17 protein-coding genes are annotated in these 17,993 nt (G+C 65.8%); 8 read left to right on the top strand and 9 right to left on the bottom strand.

Features of this window, described 5'->3' with window-relative positions; translation table 11 throughout:
* Positions 1 to 155: 155 nt before the first annotated feature.
* The gene (fadD8, locus tag AAFP35_RS23635) at positions 156 to 1,796 is read left to right on the top strand and encodes a fatty-acid--CoA ligase FadD8 (protein WP_419224118.1); all 1,641 of its coding nucleotides are present in this window, start codon (positions 156 to 158) and stop codon (positions 1,794 to 1,796) included.
* Positions 1,797 to 2,100: 304 nt separating this feature from the next.
* On the opposite strand, the gene AAFP35_RS23630 is transcribed toward fadD8, so the two are convergent.
* Both AAFP35_RS23630 and AAFP35_RS23625 read right to left on the bottom strand, forming a co-directional pair.
* A complete protein-coding gene (locus AAFP35_RS23630) occupies positions 2,101 to 3,333 on the bottom strand; it encodes a cytochrome P450 (protein ID WP_419224117.1) in 1,233 nt (410 codons plus the stop codon).
* A gap of 55 nt (positions 3,334 to 3,388) precedes the next feature.
* Entirely contained in the window at positions 3,389 to 4,642 is a 1,254-nt protein-coding gene (locus tag AAFP35_RS23625; protein ID WP_419224116.1) for a cytochrome P450, read from the bottom strand.
* A gap of 213 nt (positions 4,643 to 4,855) precedes the next feature.
* On the opposite strand from AAFP35_RS23625, the gene AAFP35_RS23620 reads away from it, so the two are divergent.
* Positions 4,856 to 5,491 carry a TetR/AcrR family transcriptional regulator gene (locus AAFP35_RS23620; protein ID WP_419224179.1) on the top strand — a complete coding sequence of 212 codons (636 nt, stop codon included), beginning with the start codon at positions 4,856 to 4,858 and terminating at the stop codon, positions 5,489 to 5,491.
* An 88-nt stretch (positions 5,492 to 5,579) separates the two neighbouring features.
* Here AAFP35_RS23620 and AAFP35_RS23615 read toward each other — a convergent pair whose 3' ends face one another.
* Positions 5,580 to 6,068, bottom strand: coding sequence for a nitroreductase family deazaflavin-dependent oxidoreductase (locus AAFP35_RS23615; RefSeq protein ID WP_419224115.1), 489 nt, complete (start codon positions 6,066 to 6,068; stop codon positions 5,580 to 5,582).
* On the bottom strand, positions 6,068 to 7,231 hold the full coding sequence (locus tag AAFP35_RS23610; RefSeq protein ID WP_419224114.1) for a steroid 3-ketoacyl-CoA thiolase: 1,164 nt from the start codon (positions 7,229 to 7,231) through the stop codon (positions 6,068 to 6,070). The genes AAFP35_RS23615 and AAFP35_RS23610 overlap by 1 nt, the downstream gene beginning before the upstream one ends.
* Positions 7,232 to 7,585: 354 nt before the next feature.
* Between AAFP35_RS23610 and AAFP35_RS23605 the strand changes: the two genes are divergently transcribed.
* The 4 genes from AAFP35_RS23605 to AAFP35_RS23590 all read left to right on the top strand — a co-directional run bounded on the left by AAFP35_RS23605 (position 7,586) and on the right by AAFP35_RS23590 (position 10,536).
* The gene (locus AAFP35_RS23605) at positions 7,586 to 8,863 is read left to right on the top strand and encodes a cytochrome P450 (RefSeq protein WP_419224113.1); all 1,278 of its coding nucleotides are present in this window, start codon (positions 7,586 to 7,588) and stop codon (positions 8,861 to 8,863) included.
* On the top strand, positions 8,860 to 9,312 hold the full coding sequence (locus AAFP35_RS23600) for a nuclear transport factor 2 family protein (protein ID WP_419224112.1): 453 nt from the start codon (positions 8,860 to 8,862) through the stop codon (positions 9,310 to 9,312). The genes AAFP35_RS23605 and AAFP35_RS23600 overlap by 4 nt, the downstream gene beginning before the upstream one ends.
* 113 nt (positions 9,313 to 9,425) lie before the next feature.
* The gene (locus AAFP35_RS23595; protein ID WP_419224111.1) at positions 9,426 to 9,968 is read left to right on the top strand and encodes a carboxymuconolactone decarboxylase family protein; all 543 of its coding nucleotides are present in this window, start codon (positions 9,426 to 9,428) and stop codon (positions 9,966 to 9,968) included.
* Positions 9,969 to 10,356: 388 nt separating this feature from the next.
* On the top strand, positions 10,357 to 10,536 hold the full coding sequence (locus AAFP35_RS23590) for a hypothetical protein (protein WP_419224110.1): 180 nt from the start codon (positions 10,357 to 10,359) through the stop codon (positions 10,534 to 10,536).
* 29 nt (positions 10,537 to 10,565) lie between these two features.
* Here AAFP35_RS23590 and AAFP35_RS23585 read toward each other — a convergent pair whose 3' ends face one another.
* From AAFP35_RS23585 to AAFP35_RS23575, 3 genes are read right to left on the bottom strand one after another with little or no spacing between them, the layout of a single operon-like run.
* Entirely contained in the window at positions 10,566 to 11,744 is a 1,179-nt protein-coding gene (locus tag AAFP35_RS23585; RefSeq protein ID WP_419224109.1) for a thiolase domain-containing protein, read from the bottom strand.
* A complete protein-coding gene (locus AAFP35_RS23580; RefSeq protein WP_419224108.1) occupies positions 11,744 to 12,778 on the bottom strand; it encodes a thiolase domain-containing protein in 1,035 nt (344 codons plus the stop codon). The genes AAFP35_RS23585 and AAFP35_RS23580 overlap by 1 nt, the downstream gene beginning before the upstream one ends.
* Positions 12,779 to 12,809: 31 nt before the next feature.
* Complete coding sequence (locus tag AAFP35_RS23575; RefSeq protein ID WP_419224107.1) at positions 12,810 to 13,844, bottom strand: Zn-ribbon domain-containing OB-fold protein; 1,035 nt, start codon at positions 13,842 to 13,844, stop codon at positions 12,810 to 12,812.
* A gap of 81 nt (positions 13,845 to 13,925) precedes the next feature.
* On the opposite strand from AAFP35_RS23575, the gene AAFP35_RS23570 reads away from it, so the two are divergent.
* Positions 13,926 to 14,963, top strand: a complete 1,038-nt coding sequence (locus AAFP35_RS23570; RefSeq protein ID WP_419224106.1) for an LLM class F420-dependent oxidoreductase — start codon at positions 13,926 to 13,928, stop codon at positions 14,961 to 14,963.
* Positions 14,964 to 15,027: 64 nt separating this feature from the next.
* On the opposite strand, the gene AAFP35_RS23565 is transcribed toward AAFP35_RS23570, so the two are convergent.
* Together AAFP35_RS23565 and AAFP35_RS23560 are read right to left on the bottom strand one after the other, a co-directional pair.
* Positions 15,028 to 15,621: a TetR family transcriptional regulator gene (locus AAFP35_RS23565; RefSeq protein ID WP_419224105.1), complete on the bottom strand. Its 594-nt coding sequence runs from the start codon at positions 15,619 to 15,621 to the stop codon at positions 15,028 to 15,030.
* Positions 15,593 to 16,030 (bottom strand): PaaI family thioesterase, encoded by a 438-nt coding sequence (locus AAFP35_RS23560; RefSeq protein WP_419224104.1) that lies wholly within the window; start codon positions 16,028 to 16,030, stop codon positions 15,593 to 15,595. The genes AAFP35_RS23565 and AAFP35_RS23560 overlap by 29 nt, the downstream gene beginning before the upstream one ends.
* A 71-nt stretch (positions 16,031 to 16,101) precedes the next feature.
* On the opposite strand from AAFP35_RS23560, the gene AAFP35_RS23555 reads away from it, so the two are divergent.
* Positions 16,102 to 17,571: a cytochrome P450 gene (locus tag AAFP35_RS23555; RefSeq protein WP_419224103.1), complete on the top strand. Its 1,470-nt coding sequence runs from the start codon at positions 16,102 to 16,104 to the stop codon at positions 17,569 to 17,571.
* The last annotated feature ends 422 nt before the right edge of the window (positions 17,572 to 17,993 follow it).

Genomic DNA, 17,993 nt, shown 5'->3' with positions numbered 1-17,993 from the left:
GGGTCTGTGGCGTCGACGTCGGCGAACCGAATGTCCGAATTGAAACATGTTCTAGTTTGTTCTGAGCGCCAACTGTCCACTCAATCAGCACGTCAATGCGGTGAATCCACCCCTTGAGCTTCCGTAGATCTGTAACACGTCCTAGTGTGGAGGGCATGACTGACGTTCAGGATGCGATCTCTGATTTCGACCACCTGCGTGGCGGCACCCATTTGGGCGACCTGTTGGTGGCGGCGCTGCGGCGTCACGCCGACCGCAAGGTGCTGTTCCTCGGTGACACCGAATTGACCGGTGGTGAGATGGCCGCGGCCGTCAGCCGCTACCAACAGGCATTCGAGGCGCTCGGCGCCGGGACTGGCTCGACGGTCGGGTTGCTCGCGCTCAACCGGCCCGAGGTGCTGCTCGTCATCGGTGCCGGCCAGACGCAAGGATGGCGTCGGACCGCGCTGCACCCGCTCGGTTCCCTCGACGACCACGCCTACGTCCTCGGTGATGCCGGCGTCACAACCCTCGTCATCGACCCGGTTCCGATGTTCGTGGAGCGTGCGGTTGCGCTGATGGAACGGGTGGACAGCCTCAAGCAGGTGCTGACACTCGGCCCGGTTCCCGAGGAACTCGCCGCGCACGGTCGCGACATCATCGCCGAGGCGGAGAACTATCAGCCGAAACCGCTTGCGGCCACCGAGCTCTCGCCCGATCACATCGTTTCGATCACCTACACCGGCGGCACCACCGGTAAGCCCAAGGGCGTCATCGGCACCGCGCGGGCGATGTCGACGATGACGCAGATCCAGCTCTCCGAGTGGGAATGGCCGGAGAATCCGCGCTTCCTCATGTGCACTCCGCTGTCGCATGCGGGTGCGGCGTTCTTCGTGCCGACCCTCATCAAGGGCGGATCGATGGTCGTCATGGCCAAGTTCGATCCCGGCGAGGTCTTGCGGATCATCGAGGAAGAGAAGATCACCGCGACCATGCTGGTGCCGTCCATGCTGTACGCGCTGCTCGATCACCCGGACTCCAAGACCCGTGACCTCTCGTCGCTGGAAACCGTGTATTACGGTGCGTCCGCGATCAATCCGGTTCGACTCGCAGAAGCCATCGAGCGGTTCGGGCCGATCTTCGCGCAGTACTACGGCCAGTCCGAGGCCCCGATGGTGATCAGCTACCTCGGCAAGAACGATCACCCGAAGCCTGGCGAAGACCCGCGGCGCCTGAGCAGCTGCGGTCGACCGTCGGCCTTCCTGCGGACCGCCCTGCTGGGACCCGACGACAAGCCGGTCGCGCAGGGCGAACCGGGCGAGATCTGCGTCGCCGGACCGTTGTTGGCCGGAGGCTACTGGGGACTTCCCGAGCAGACCGCCGACACCTTCCGCGACGGGTGGCTGCGCACCGGGGACGTCGCCCGCGAAGACGAGGACGGATTCTGGTACATCGTCGACCGCACCAAGGACATGATCGTCACCGGCGGTTTCAACGTGTTCCCGCGTGAGGTGGAAGACGTTGTCGCCGAGCATCCTTCGGTCGGACAGGTGGGTGTCATCGGCGTCCCCGACGACAAGTGGGGTGAGGCGGTGACCGCTGTCGTGGTGCTGCGGTCGGATGTGGACTCCAGCGAGGCGGCCAAGGAGCAGGTCACCCGCGACATCCAGCAGTCGGTGAAGGACCGCAAGGGTGCGGTGCAGTCTCCCAAGCAGGTGATCTTCGCCGAGTCGTTGCCGCTCACCGCACTCGGCAAGCCGGACAAGAAGGCGCTGCGGGCCCAGTTCTGGGAGAAGGCCGGTCGCGCCGTCGGCTGAATCGGGACCGTCAGGTTCGCTGCCTGACTGATGGTTGGCGTGCTCGTTGTGCGTCTGGTGATCGAGTAGCGTCCGAGCGCAGCGAGGCCGCGTATCGAGATCTTGGTGGTGTTGGTGGTGGGTCTCGATACGCGTCGGGCTCGCTGCGCTCGCTCGTCGCTACTCGACCGGCGTGTGGTCGGCTCGCTCGTCGCTACTCGACCGGCGGTGGTGGGCTTGCTCGTTGTGCGTCTGGTGATCGAGTAGCGTCCGAGCGCAGCGAGGCCGCGTATCGAGATCTCGCTGTTGTTCGGATATGCGGGGATCAGGTGTAGGAGACGCGGAGTTCTTTCACACCGTTGAGCCAGCCGGAGCGGACGCGCTGCGGCTCGGCGAGTTTGGTCATGTCCGGCACGATGTCGGCTAGTGCGTTGAACATCGTGTTGATCTCGAGCCGGGCCAGATTGGCGCCGATGCAGAAATGCGCGCCGTTGCCGCCAAAGGCCAGATGCGGGTTGGGATCGCGGGTGATGTCGAAGACGAACGGATCCTCGAAGACCTCTTCGTCGTAGTTGGCCGAACTGTAGAACAGGCCGACGCGTTGTCCCGCGGAGATCGGCACACCGCAGACCTCGGTGTCCCGCTTGGCCGTTCGTTGAAAGCAATGCACCGGCGTGGCCCACCGGATCGCCTCGTCGACGGCGGTCGACGGTCGTTCCCGACGATAGAGCGCCCACTGGTCGGGATGATCCAGGAAGGCATTGACGCCGTTGCTGATGGCGTTGCGGGTGGTCTCGTTGCCCGCGACGACGAGGAGGATGACGAAGAACCCGAACTCGTCCTCGGTCAACGCGTGTCCGTCGATGTCGGCCTGGACCAGAATGGTGACGATGTCGTCGCGGGGATGTGCACGCCGATCCTCGGCGAGCGCTGCGGCGTAGGCGAGCATCTCGATGTTCGCGGTCAACGGGTCGTATTTGCTGTCCGGATCGTCGGGGCTGACCATCGAGTCGGCGAGTTCGCACAGATGCGCGTGGTCGCTCTCGGGTATACCGAGCAAGTCGAGGATCGCGCGCAGGGGAAGGTGGATGGCGACGTCGGTGACGAAGTTGCCGTCGCCCTTCTCCGCGGCGCGGGTCACCACCTCCCGGGCGTGGGCGGTCAGCGCATCCTCGAGGGACGCCACCGCACGAGGCGTGAACATGCGCGAGACGATCTTGCGCATCCGGGTGTGTTCGGGCGGGTCCATGTTGAGCAAGAACGCTCGGCCGGCCTCCACCTGTTCGCGCGTCGAGGTCTCCGGCATCCGCATCAGCGCACCCTTGGCCCAGTTCGACCAGGTCTCGGTGTCCTTCGAGATAGCTCGGATATCGGCGTGGCGACTGATGACCCAGAACCCGTCGTCGTCGAAGAACATCGGACCGATGGCCTGCGGATTCCACCACACCGGGGCGGTGGCACGACGTTCGGCGAACTGGGTCAGCGGCAGACCACGTTCGAGGAGCATGGGATCGGTGAAGTCGATGTCTTCGAACCGATGTGTGGTGGAGATGGTCATGGCATCCTCGCGATCCCCACAGCCGGTACTGTGGTCTACCTCACACGACGGTACCTCAGGCTTCGCCTCCGGAGGTGTAGTCGACGGGGAGATCCTTGACCCCGTTGAGCCAACCGGACCGGACGCGGCGCATCGTGCCGAGGCGGTCGATGTCGGGTAGGTGGTCGGCGATCGCGTTGAAGATGAGGTTCAGCTCGAGCCGTGCGAGGTTGGCGCCGATGCAGAAGTGTGCGCCGTTGCCGCCGAACGCCAGATGCGGGTTGGGATCGCGGGTGATGTCGAAGCGGAACGGATCCTCGAAGACCTCTTCGTCGTAGTTGGCCGAGCTGTAGAACAGGCCGACGCGGCGGCCCTTCGGGATGTCGACGCCGCCCACCTGGGTGTCGGCGAGCGCCGTCCGCTGAAACGCGTGCACAGGTGATGACCAGCGCAGGATCTCGTCGATGGCGGTGGCCGGACGTTCCTGTTTGTACAGCGACCACTGCTCCGGGTTGTCGAGAAAGGCGTTCATGCCGTGCGTGGTGGCGTTGCGGGTGGTCTCGTTGCCCGCCGTGATCAGCAGGATGACGAAGAAGCCGAACTCGATCTCGTTGAGGGCCTCGCCGTCGATGTCGGCCTGCACCAGCGTGGTGATGATGTCGTCGGTGGGGTTCTTGCGGCGATCTTCGGCCATCGCGTAGGCGTATCCGAGCAGTTCGGCGTTGGCGGTCGTCGGGTCGATCGTCTGGTCGGGGTCGTCGCTGTTGATGATCGCGTCGACGAGTTCGTGGATGCGTGCCCGGTCGGCGTGCGGAACCCCGATCAGGTCCAGGATCGCCTGCAGGGGAAGGTGAATCGCGATGTCGTCGACGAAGTTTCCTTTGCCCGACGCGGCGGCGCCCTGGACGATCCGGCGAGCCGAGGCGGCAAGGTTCTCCTCGAGCGAGCCGACTGCTCGCGGTGTGAAGATCCGCGACACGATCTTGCGCAGCCGGGTGTGCTCCGGCGGATCGTGGTTGATCAGCAAGGCCTTGGTGAACTCGATCTGATCCGGCGTGACGTAGTCGGGGAGGCGGATGATCGCGCCGTTGGCGTTCGTGGACCAGAGCTGGCTGTTCTTGGAGATCTCCCGGACATGGGCATGTTTGCTGATGACCCAGAACCCGCCGTCGGTGAAGCCCGAGGTGCCCTCGGGCTGCGCGTTCCACCACACCGGCGCGGTTCGACGTAGTTCTGCGAACTCCTGCAAGGGAATTCCCTGTTCCAGGACGTCGGGATCGGTGAAGTCGAATCCGGGGTTGATGTGGCCGAGACCGGTGGCTGCGGTCATGGTTCCTCTCGATCTGGCATTACGCCGCGCAGGGGAGATGTCGATGCGCCCAGTCCTCGGGACTGCTCGACGAAGGGCAGGAACGTGGATTGTGGCTGTCGTCACCACACCATACATCATCTACTGCTGTGTATGGTCGACCGATTTCGGGCGACCCGCCCGGGCCGCGCCGGTAAGCTGATCAGCCATGACGACGGGCGGATTCGGCGACTGATGCGTACGCACGGGTGGGGCGGCCAGGTGCCGGTCAACGACGAAGAAGCCGTCGCCAGGATTCTGGCGGCGGCGCGCGAGACGATCGACCGAGAAGGCGCGGGGACCGGACTGGCCGACGTCGCGCGGACTCTCGGCGTCACAAGGCAGACGGTGTACCGATATTTCCGCAGTACCGACGAACTGTTGTCGGCGACCGCCATCGACGCCGTCGGTGCGCTGCTCGACCGCGTGGAGTCACGGTTGCGAGGCATCTCGACGGCGGATGCTGCGGTGGTCGAGGGTCTGGCGGCGGTGCTCGAGGAACTCGCCGACGACAACTACGTGGGTCTGCTGCTGCGGGCGGAGAGACTCAGCGTGCCTGTCGTCGGCGACTTCACGTCGGAACTCGGGCGCAGTCTTGCCCATTCGATGGTCGAGCGGATGGACGTCGCATGGTCGGCGACGGGGTACGGGCCCGCCGAGATCGACGACGTCATCGAATTCGTTTTGCGGACACTGCAATCGATGATCCTCGACCCCGGAACACCGCCTCGCTCCGGAGATGACCTTCGTCGGTTTCTGGATCGGTGGGCGGGCGCGGCCATTCGCGCACTGCCGCAGTCGGCGCCTGCCGGGAAGCTATCGACTCACTGACCCGTGAACGACCTCGCTCCCTCGTTCTGTGTTCGCTCCGCCGATCGGCGGAGCGAACACGAAACGAGGGAGCGAGTGTTGTTGCGGGCTAACGCGGCTCGCAGATGACCACCGGGATCGTTCGATCGGTCCAGGCGGCATAGGTGTCGAAATCGGCATAGAGATCGACGAGCTGAGTCCACAGCTCGTCACGCTCTGCGTCGGTGGCGGTACGGGCGCGCAGCTCGTGCTTCTCCTTGCCTGCCTGGATGGTCACGTCCGGGTTGGCGACGAGATTCAGATACCACGCAGGGTTCTTGGGCAGACCGCCCTGCGACGCGACGACGACGAAGGTGTCCCCGTTGCGCAGGTAGAGCAGGGGAGCGGTACGTGGCTCGCCACTCTTGCGTCCGATGGTGGTGAGCAGGCAGACGGGCGGCGGATTGCGGAACCCGGCCCCGACGCGCCACTTGCTGCCCAGCCGACCGCCGGTCACCTGATAGAGCTTCGTGTTCAGTCGGGAACCGACCTTGATCAGTGAGGCGACGACCGGCGAACCGAGTTGCTTGGGCCGCGCATTCGGGTCCATGACCGGCATCAGATGCGCTCGATGATGGTTCCGGTGGCCAGCGCCCCGCCGGCGCACATGGTGATCAGAGCGGTCTGCTTGTCGGAGCGCTCGAGCTCGTGCAATGCCGTCGTGATCAGGCGGGATCCGGTGCTGCCCACCGGATGTCCGAGCGCGATCGCACCGCCGTTGACGTTGACCTTGTCCATGTCGGCGTTGTGGACCGAGGCCCAGCTCAGGACGACCGACGCGAACGCCTCGTTGATCTCCACGAGGTCGATGTCGGAGAGCGCCATCCCCGACTTCGCGAGCACGCGTTCGGTCGCCTGAACCGGACCGTCGAGGTGGAAGTGCGGTTCGGCACCCACCAGCGCCTGGGCCTTGATGCGGGCCCGCGGCGTCAGGCCCAGCGCGCGGGCCTTGTCCTCGTCCATCAACAAGATGGCAGCTGCACCGTCGGAGATCTGTGAAGACGTTCCGGCCGTGTGGATTCCACCGTCGATGACGGGCTTGAGGGCGGCCAGCGACTCGCGCGTGGTGTCGCGCAACCCCTGGTCGCGGCTGACGTCGATGATGTTGCCGGTGAGCTCGCCCTCCTTGGTGCGCTCGGGTGCCTTGAAGGTCAACACCTCACGCTCGAAACGGCTTTCGGCCCACGCCTGCTTGGCCAACCGCTGGCTGCGCTCGCCGAGCCAGTCGACGTCGTCGCGGGTGATACCGCGCCGCTTGGCGATACGCTCGGCGGCCTCGAACTGATTGGGCATGTCGATCTGCCACGAATCCGCGTGGTAGGGACCGGCTTCGGTGCCGACGTTGGCGCCGAGCGGGACCATGGACATCATCTCGACACCGCCGGCGACGCCGACATCGATGGTGTCCGAGGCGATCAGGCCTGCGATCAGATGGTTGGCCTGCTGGGCCGAACCACACTGGCAGTCGATGGTGGTGGCGCCGGTGGTCTCTGGGAGTCCGGCGGACAACCACGCCTTACGCGTGATGTTGCCTGCCTGCCCGCCGGCCTGGGTGACGCAGCCGCCGATGGCCTGCTCGACGAGGGTGGGGTCGATACCCGCCCGCTCGACGAGACCCTTCTGGGCGATACCCAGCAGCTCCTCAGGGTGCAGCCCCGACAACCAACCGGCCCGCTTGCCGATCGGGGTCCGCACTGCTTCGACGATCACCGGCACACCCATGCCCACTCCTTGTTCGAACGATTCACCAAGTCACCCTCAAAACTAGAACATGTTCTCATCGCCGTCTATCGTTGGGCTCACCACGGATTGTCTGCGTGCGGCGGGGTCGTCCGGTCGGGGTGGCGCGATGGTCGGCAGGCCGTGCCGCGATCCGGATCGGCGGCCCGAGCGGGCGTGGATGTCCACGACCGTCCGGTCGATGTCTCAACGAGTATTGGTAGTATTTCCGCACTTCGCGGGCCTGCCGGGTTCGGAGAACTAGAACAAGTTCTCGTTGGGGACTGTCATCCCGGTCACAATGTGCTCTAATGTGAATTGAAACAGGTTCTAAATCTCACAGCGAGGTGGTGTGACGTGACCCAAGTTCAGGGTGCGACGACCAGTGCCGACACGGGGGGCGCTGAGTTCATGAAGACGGAAGGCTGGGATTTCACCAGCCCGGATCTGCTCGAAAAGGGCATCCCCGTGAAGGAGTTCGCGCAGCTCCGCTCGACCGCACCGGTCTGGTGGAACGCGCAGCTGCCCGGCAAGGGCGGCGGCTTCCACGATGGTGGGTACTGGGTCATCTCCAAGCACGCCCACATCCGGGAGATCTCCAAGAACAACGATGACTGGTCGACCGCCAAGGACGGCGTCATCATGCGTTTCGACGACGAGATGACCCAGGAGCAGCTCGACGTCACCAAGGCGCTGCTGATCAACCACGACCCGCCGGACCACACCCGTCTGCGCAAGCTGGTCTCCAAGGCGTTCACGCCGCGTGCCGTGCAGGCGCTGGAGGACAAGCTCGACGGTGCGGCACGGGCCATCGTCCAGGCGGCCGCAGACAAGGGCACCGGCGACTTCGTCCACGACGTCGCGGTCGATCTGCCGCTGCTGGCCATCGCGGACCTGCTCGGCGTGCCGGAGACCGACCGCGGCAAGTTGTTCGACTGGTCGAACAACATGATGAACTACGACGATCCGGAGTTCGGCGAGGATCCGCAGATGGCCTCCGCGGAGATCCTGGGCTACGGCTACAACATGGCCGAGGAGCGTCGGAAGAACCCGGTCGACGACATCGTCTCGACGCTGGTCAACGCCGACATCGACGGGCTGTCGCTCGACGAGGCAGAGTTCGGGTTCTTCTTCATCCTGCTCACCGTCGCGGGCAACGAGACGACTCGTAACGCGATCAGCCACGGCATGAACGCCTTCCTCGAGCACCCCGATCAGTGGGAGCTGTTCAAGAAGGAGCGGCCCGCCACCGCGGTCGACGAGATCGTCCGTTGGGCGACCCCGGTCAACTGCTTCCAGCGCACCGCCAAGCGCGACACGCAGGTCGGCGGCGTGGACATCAAGGAAGGCCAGCGCGTCGGCATGTTCTACGGCTCGGCCAACTACGACGAAGACGTCTTCGACGATCCGTTCAGCTTCAACATCCTGCGTGATCCCAACCCGCACGTCGGCTTCGGCGGCAACGGTGCGCACTTCTGCGTCGGGGCCAACCTGGCTCGCATGGAGATCAACCTGATGTTCAACGCGCTGGCAGATCTGGTGCCCGACATCAGCCGGCTCGAGGCTCCGCGTCGACTCCGTCACGGATGGATCAACGGCGTCAAGGAACTCCAGGTCGACTACGGGACCAAGTGACCACGCAGGAAACCGGCGAGCCGGCCTACCTGAACATCGATCGGGAGAACCATCCCGCGGTGCTCGCCGGTCGCCGGTCGCGTGAGACCGTCGAGTCTCGCGACAAGCAGGCGTGGTTGGAGAACTTCGCGGTCGACGGGTCGGTAGAGGACCCGGTCGGACCGTCGATGTTCGACCCCGAGGGCAAGGGTTTCCACGGACGCGAGGAGATCTCGGAGTTCTGGGACAAGTCCATCGGGACCACCGAGAAGATCGAGTTCGTCTTCGACGACGAGATCATCTGCGGCAACGAGGTCGCCTACGTCGGCAAGATCGTCACGCACATCGCGGGGCACATCTCCGAGGCGCACGGTGTGTTCACCTACCGCGCCGACGACGACGGAAAGCTCAAGGCGCTGCGCGCGTTCTGGGAAGTCGAGAAGACGATCAACTCGGTTCGCCCGGCCTGAGAACCCGATCACGTATCCACCCCATCTCTTGTCATTCACCTTCGGTTGCGGCCAAGGTAGATGGTGAGAGATGGGGTGGTCGTCGTTTCACCCCTCCAACCGCAGCTGCAAAGGTGGAGCGAATTCGGAGCTATGTCAAAGCATTCGGATCTTCGAAACGTCACCGCGGAGATCTCACCGGCTGGTTGATTCGCCGCCCGCAGTTGCTCGCCACGACCGGTATGTACGAGACCGCGCTGCTGCTGACCAACGCGCTCGACCCGAAGCTCAAGGAACTGGCCGAGCTCAAGACCGCCGGCCTGGTCAGCTGCGAGTTCTGCCTCGACATCGGATCGGCCCTCGCCCATGGCGCCGGCGTCACCGAGCAGCAGATTCGGGACCTGCACCGCTTTCGGGACAGCGACGCATACACCGAGCTGGAGAAGCTCGTCATCGCCTATGCGGAGGCGATGACGGTGACGCCTGCCGTCGGTGACGATCTGGCCGAGCTGCGCCGACAACTCCTCGAGCAGCTGTCCAAGACGCAGGTCGCCGAACTCGCCGCCACCGTCGCATGGGAGAACCAGCGCGCCCGACTGAACCAGTCGCTCGGCGTCCGTCCGACCGGGATGTCGGATGGCCAGGCGTGTGCGCTGCCGGAGCCGCGGACGATGTGACGTCTGGTCGCCCGGCGCCGCGTCTGCTTTGCGTCCGGGCGTAGACGCGGACATTTCGTGTAGGCGCGGGTGTTGCTACGCACTGTTTTTCGTGGAGTGTCCGCGTGTGCGTTGGGTGGCGCCGGGGTGGCGGGTGCCGAGGGCGTTGGGCCGGTGGTGGACGCCGGTGCGCCGTGCGGGTGTAGACGCGGACATTTCGTGTAGGCGCGGGTGTTGCTACGCACTGTTTTTCGTGGAGGTTCCGCGTGTGCGTTGGGTGGCGGGCGGACGGTGCTGCGGCGCGGTCCCGCCGGGGCGGATGCGACGCCCTTCGCGCCGAGAGCAACCACTTTTTCACCGACAGCAACCGCGGGTCTGAACGACAGCAACCGCCCTCATCCAAGGGCGGTTGCTGTCAGCGAAAAAGTGGTTGCTCTCGGCCGCCGTGGTGATGGCGTCGGGCGGTGAGGTGCGGCCCGTTGCCGTGCTGATGGCGTCGGGCGGTGCGGTGCGGCCCGTTGCCGTGCTGATGACGTTGGCGGGCGAGCGTGACCGGCTGCGCGCCGGGGCGGTGCGGTGCGAACCGTAGTCCGCCGCCGGGGCGCGAGAGCGGTCGGGCTAGTGCGCGGGCTTGTCGGCGCCCACCAGCCACATCGAGAAGTACTGCGACCCACCGCCGTAAGCGTGTCCGAGTGCCTTGCGGGCATCGGGGACCTGATGGTCGCCGCCCTTGCCCATCACCTGGATGGCGGCCTCGGCGAAGCGGATCATGCCGGAGGCGCCGATCGGGTTGGACGAGAGCACGCCGCCCGAGGCGTTGACCGGCAGCTTGCCGCCGATCTCGGTCTCGCCGGCCTCGGTGAGCTTCCAGCCCTCTCCTTCGCCGACGAAGCCCAGATTCTCCAGCCACATCGGCTCGAACCACGAGAACGGGACGTAGATCTCAGCGGCGTCGATCTCCTCGAGGGGATTGTCGATGCCGCCCGCCTTCCACAGCGCGGCCGCGGCGTCGCGCCCCGCCTGCGGGCTGACGACGTTGCGGTGTGCGAACGACAACGGTTCGGTCCGCATCGCGGTCGCATGCACCCAGGCGACCGGATCGCCCGCCGCGACTGCATCATCGGCGGCCTGTTCGTCGCCGATGACCACGGCACAGGCACCATCCGACGACGGGCATGTCTCGTCGTAGCGGATCGGATCCCACAGCATCTGCGACTCCATCACGCTCTCGGCGGTGATGTCGGGCTGGTGCAGGTGGGCGAGAGGGTTCTTGGCGCCGTTACGACGGTCCTTGGCGGCCACGATGGCGCCGATGTTGTTCGGCGATCCCGACTGCCGGATGTAGGAACGCACGTGCGGCGCGAAGAAGCCACCTGCTCCGGCGCCCACCGGCTTGGTGAACGGCACCGGGATCGACAAGGCCCACATCGCATTCGACTCGGACTGCTTCTCCCAGGCCACCGCGAGCACGCGTCGGTGGACACCGGCGAACACCAGCGATGCCGCGACGTTGGCGGTGGACCCGCCGACCGAACCGGCGGTGTGCACGCGGATCATCCGTTTGCCGACAGCTCCGAGGGCCTCGGCCATCGCGAGCTCGGGCATCATCGACCCTTCGAACAGGTCGGGTGCCTTGCCGACGACGATCGCGTCGATGTCGTCGATCGACACCTTGGCGTCGGCAAGTGCTGCGTCGATCGCCTCCCGGCACATGCCGGCCATCGTCACGTCGTGGCGCTTGGCGACGTACTTCGTCTGTCCCGTACCGAGGACGGCCGCGCGATTGTTGTGTGCCATCAGTTCTCGTCTCCCGCCAGTGTGACCACCATGTTCTGCTGCAGCAGTGGGCCGCTCGTCGCGTGGGCGACGGCGGTACCCGCATTGCCGGTGAGGATCTCGTGGGCCGCGTAGCCGACGCGCTGCAGACCTGCCGAGAACATCGAGTTCCCGGCCAGTGCGCCGCCCGACGGGTTGATGCGCACCGAATCCGGCAGTCCGAGAGCGTTTTTGACGATCAGCTCCTGATGGGTGAACGGAGCATGGATCTCGGCGACGTCCACGTCGCGGGCGCGATGCCGGAAGGCGGACTCGGCGGCGAGCGCCGTGGACGGCGACACGGTGAGATCGCGGGCACCGAAGTTCGGCGAGTCGATGCGGTGATCCCACCCGGTCACGAACGCCGGGTTGGCGACGAGTTCCCGTGCGCGCCGTTCGCTCGCGATGATGACCGCCGCAGCCGCGTCGGTGTACGGCGCGATGTCATGTGCACGAAGTGGATTCGCCACGTAGTCGGCGGCGAGCAGGTCATCGACCGACGTCCCCGAGGTGCGCGAGGCCACCGCGGCCATGTCGGCCTCGGTCCAGGCGCCCGAGTCGAGGCCGGCCCGTGCCTGCAGCGCGCCCAGCGACCGTGCGTCGGGCCACAGCGGCGCGACCGTGTACGGGTCGGTCTGCATCGACAGGGTCAGGTCCATGTCGCCCGCGGTCGACTTGCCGAATCCGTAGGCCAGCGCGAGGTCGACCTCACCGGTCGCGATCTTCACCCATGCCTCGTAGAGTGCCCACGCACCGTCCATCTCGACGTGGGATTCGTTGATGGGTGGCATCGCGCCGATCGAGTCGATCGCCGAGATGAACGAGAATGCGCGGCCGGCAAGGTAATCCGACGATCCGCTGCACCAGAAATCGATGTCGGTGCGGGTGATGCCGAGTTCGGCGTAGAGCTTCTGGAAACACGGGATCAACATCTCGACACCATTGGTGGTGCCGTGCGTCCCGACGACATTCGGGCTGTGGGCGAACCCGATGATCGCTATCCGGGGGAGGGTCACAAGAACTCCTTGGTCAGGCAGGACAGAGTGGTCAGAGGTGATCCCGGTACGACTCGTAGTCGGCGTCGGGCTCGCCGGTCGGGGCGAAGTGGCTGATGTTGCCGATCGAGTGCTCCCACTCGTCTTGCGGAAGCCAGACGGCCTTGACCCGCATGCCCATTCGGACATCCTCGGCGGCACAGTCCAGGATCAGGTGCAGGAACGTGATGTCGGCGCCGTCGAGCAGCACGTAGGCGGCGACGTAGGGCGGCTTGATCCGCTGGCCCTGGAACGGCACGTTCACGATGCAGAAGGTGGTGACGATGCCGGTGTCGGGCAGTTCGACCCGCTCGACCGACGGCGATCCGTCCGACGGGCTCACCTTGCGGGGCGGGAAGTAGACGCGGCCGGCGTCGACGCCCGAGCCGACGCGGGAGCCGACGAGCTTGCCCTGCATGAGGCCCTCGAGGTACCAGGACTCCTCTTCGGTGGCGCAATGGCTGATCTCGGTGGTGATCGGCGTGGTGATCACGACCAGGTCGCCGTCGGGGTTCTCGGTCTGGTTCTCGGGTGCTGCGGCCGCGGTCTCGCCGGGGGCGAAGTACGCGATGTCGTCGATGCGCCCGCTGCGGGTTGCGCTCCACACGGCGTGCACGCGCATGCCGGTGGAGATGTCGGCAGGGGAGTCGACGGCGACGGCGTGCAGCAGCGCGGTGTCGGCGCCGTCGAGCTTGATCAGGGCCCAGGCGAACGGCTTGTCCAGGGGTTGCGGCGCGGCGGGAGTCGGCTGCCACGACCAGGTCACGACGGTGCCGGTGCTGGCGACGTCGACGATCTCGGTGGTCGGTGCGCCGCCTGTCGGGTCGAACTCCACGGGCGGCACCGATACGGTGCCGTCGCTGCTCTTGGAACCGACGATGCGGCCGTCGCGCAGGGCGAGTGCGAACTGACTCAGCACCGGCCCGAGCGAACGCGTGTAGTCGAACGAGTTCTTCAGGGGCGCGGACAGAATCGTGGATTCGGGATCGGGGACCGCGGCAACCGGACTGGCCGCGGCCGGACGGGGTGCTGTTGTGCTGGTGCTCACCCATCGAGTAGAACACGTTCTAGTATTGAGGCACAAGACGCACGTCACGGACTCGTGACCGGTGATCAGCGGAGGGACAGCATGAAGCTCGGACTACAGCTCGGCTATTGGGGTGCCGGCCCCATCGACAATGCACCCGATCTGATCGCAGCGGCCGAAGAGGTCGGATTCGATGCCGTGTTCACCGCGGAATCCTGGGGCTCGGACACCTACACGCCGCTGGCCTGGTGGGGCGCGGCCACCGATCGAATTCGTCTGGGCACCGCCGTCTCCCAACTGTCTGCCCGGCCGCCGACATCGCTCGCGATGGCAGCGCTGACCCTGGATCACCTGTCCGGCGGGAGGCACATCATCGGTCTGGGTGTGTCCGGGCCGCAGGTCGTCGAAGGGTGGTACGGGCAACCGTTCGGTAAGCCGCTCGCCCGGACCCGCGAGTACGTGCGCGTGGTGCGCGACGTCCTGGCGAGGGAGGGGGCGGTCGCCAACCCTGGCCCGCACTATCCACTGCCGTATCCGGCCGACGCGCCCGGGTCGACAGGTCTGGGCAAATCGCTCAAACCGATCACCCATCCGCTGCGTGCCGACATCCCGATCTGGCTCGGCGCCGAAGGGCCCAAGAACGTCGCGCAGACCGCCGAGATCGCCGACGGTTGGCTGGCGATCTTCTACAGCCTGCGTCTGGCCGACCAGTACGAGGAGTGGCTTGCCGAGGGATTCGCGCGGCCCGGCGCGCGCCGGACCCGCGACGAGTTCGAGGTGGCCGCGACCGTACAGGTGATGATCACCGACGATGTTTCCGCGGCAGTGGAGCGTTATCGTCCGTCGACCGCGCTCTACGTCGGCGGAATGGGTGCCAAGGAGAAGAACTTTCACGCCGAGCTGTATCGGCGGATGGGCTACGGCGACGCGGTCGACGAGATCGGTGCGCTGTTCCGGGCGGGCAAGAAGGCCGAGGCGATGGCGGCGGTGCCCGACGAGATGGTCCTCGAAACCCTCATCGCCGGAACCGCAGACGATGTCCGCGATCAGATCAAGGCGTGGGAGGCCGCCGGGGTCTCGATGCTGATGGTCACCGCGCGTGACACCGAGACGATCCGCGAGTTGTCGACACTGGTCTGACCGTGCAGGATCGGTGGGAGAGTGGCGATCTCGTCGATACGCAGTGGTGACACCGATCGACGGTTCACGCGCCGATATCGGTCAGGATCTCATGAGCGGAACGAATGGTGAACTCGCGCAACCACTGTGCCGGTAGTCCTCGATCGGGAAGGTGTCGTCGGACGGCCGCATACGGAAGGTCGACGAGTGCGTAGGTGACCCGGTCCATCACCGCCGGGTCGTCGGAGCCGTAGCGGCGCCGCGCATATGCCCGCAGGGCTGCACGCGCCGCGTGGTTGTGCTCGCGCAGTTCTCGGGCCAGGGTGTCGGGCCAGGCGGCAGCGATATCGGACTTGTCGTACAAGAGGAGGAGCGCGGCCTCGCCACGGTGCTCGGTCGTCCAGTCGAAGCAATGCGCGATCGCGGCGTCGGCGGCCGCGTCGAGATCGTCGACGCCGACGGCCTCGATCACCGGGCGCTGGTAGTTCTCGATGGTGCGCAACCAGAGTCGGGCCATCATCTCGTCGCGGCTGGCGAACCGGTGGTAGACCGAGCCCGACGGCGCCCCGATGGCCCGCCCGACGGCCGTCGCCGTCGCCGCTGCCGGGCCGCCGGCGATCACCAGTTCGAGTGCGGCGTCCAGGATCTCGTCAGTGCTGAACCGCGGTCGTCGTCCCACGATTCCGGACCATACTCGTGCCGAGCGCGGTGGCCACGACGCGACGGGTCCCGTCGTCGGACACCATGCTGATCTCGCATCGCGCAACGGCCTTGGTCCGTCCGGCATGGACGAGGACCGCATCGGCCTGCAACTCGCGACCGTCCTTGGCCGGCGCAACGTACTCGATGCTGAATCCGCTGGTGATGATGTCGGGGCCCAGTCCGAGGGCTGCGGCGTAGGTGAGCGCGTTGTCGGCGAGATAACTGAGCACCCCACCGTGGATGTATCCGTACTGCTGGCGCAGGTCGTCTCGGACGTCGAGGGTGAGTGTCGCGCGGTCACCGTCGAGTCGGGTGAGCCGTGCGCCGAGCATCCGGCTGAAGGGCTGTGCATCCAGGACGGTGCGTCCGGCCTCGAAATCCAACATTATTAGAGAATGGTCGCTAATAAAGTCGATGTCAAGGTCGTTCCCCTTGTGGCGCGATGTCTTGTCGTGTGGTGTCGCCCGCTCCGACGATTGACATCGACGAGGGGCGCGAGCATCGTCGAGATGTGCGTAGGAAACTGAAGAACGACTGGTCGGGGCAGTCCTTTCCGCACGCCGGTCGTCGTAAGCCGTTCGTGGGTGATCTGGGCGTGTCCGACCCGCGTCACCCCCTGCTGAGCCTGCTGGAATGGGGCGAAGGCCTCGGGCCGATCTACGAGATGCGCATCTTTCGGCAGAACTTCGTGTTCGTCTCCGGCGCCGCGCTGGCCGCCGAGCTGTGTGACGAATCGCGGTTCTGCAAGGCGCTACCGCCCGCGATCGTCGCGTTGCGCCAGTATGCCGGCGACGGTTTGTTCACCGCCTACAACGACGAGCCGAATTGGCAACTCGCCCACGAACTCCTGATGCCGGCGTTCACCAAGTCGGCGATGCAGTCGTACCACCCGATCATGCTGGGCACCGCCTCCGAACTCTTCGACTACTGGGACCGGGGTCAGGGGCCGGTGGACGTCACGCGATCGATGACGAAGCTGACGATGGAGACCCTGAGCCGGGCGGCGTTCAGCCACGATTTCGGGTCGTTCACCACGTCGCAGCCGCATCCTTTCGTGGGTGCGATGATCCGGGCATTGGAGACCGGGCGACGCAAGGGTGGGTTGCTCACCGCACCCGGAGGGCAACTGCTGGGCCGTTATCTCGACCGTCGCAACGCCGACCAGCAGGCGTATGTGGACAACATGCTCGACGAGCTCATCGCAGAGCGCACGGGCAGTCCCGACCAGCACGACCTGCTCGGCATCATGCTGAACGTGTCGCATCCGGAGACAGGGGAGCGGTTGTCGCCCTTGAACATCCGTCACCAGATCCTCACATTCTTGGTTGCCGGACACGAAACCACCTCGGGTGCATTGTCGTTCACGCTCTACTACCTGTCGCGCAACCCGGAATGCCTGGCGGCCGCGCAACGGGAGGCCGACGAGATACTGGGCGAAGATCCCACGGCCACCCCGACTTTCGAGCAGGTGCCCAAGTTCCGCTACATTCGTCGCTGCCTCGACGAAGCCTTGCGGATCTGGCCGACGGTTCCGGCATTTGCACGCAGGCCTCGCGAACAGACCACCCTCGACGGCCGGTACGTCATGACACCCGAGGACTGGGCCGTCATCGTGCTCGGACAGGTGCATCGGGACCCGACCGTCTGGGAGAACCCCGACGTCTACGATCCCGATCGCTTCTTGCCTGCGAACGTCAAACAACGTCCGGCACACAGTTACAAGCCGTTCGGCGCCGGTCTGCGCGCGTGTATCGGCCGACAGTTCGCGATCCACGAGTCGGTGTTGGTGCTCGCATGTCTGCTGCACCGTTACGACGTGGTCGGCGACCCCGACTATGAACTCGCCGTCGACGAGCGACTCACGATGGTGCCGCGAGGTTTCGAGCTGAGCCTCGAACCCCGACGTGCGCGTGCGGTGGTCGAGTAGCTCGCGAGCCTTCTGGTTGAGTGGCTCGGGCCTTCTGGTGGTCGAGTAGCTCGAGCCGCTAGGCGAGAGCGTATCGAGGCCTTGGGGCTTGGTCTCGATACGTTCTCGGCTTTGCGCCTCGAACTACTCGACCGGCGAGAAGGGGCGACCGGCGAGAAGGGGCGACCGGCGAGAAGGAGCGACCGGCGAGAAGGAGCGACCGGCGTGTGGGGGTGGCCGGCGTGTGGAGCGACCGGCGTGGTGCGCGAGTCTTCTGGTGGTTGAGTGGCGCGAGTCTTCTGGTGGTCGAGTAGCTCGAGTCGCCTGATGGTCGAGTAGCTCGAGCCGCTAGGCGAGAGCGTATCGAGGCCTTGGCGCTTGGACGCTCCTATGTTCGGTCAAGCGGGTGGGTGCTCGAGGATTCGGAAGATTTGGCGCGCTGC

The organism is Gordonia sp. CPCC 206044 (assembly GCF_048537895.1).
In the GTDB taxonomy this organism is placed as follows: domain Bacteria; phylum Actinomycetota; class Actinomycetes; order Mycobacteriales; family Mycobacteriaceae; genus Gordonia.
Note: the sequence above shows the minus strand (reverse complement) of the source record. Positions and strands in the feature narration are given on the sequence as shown.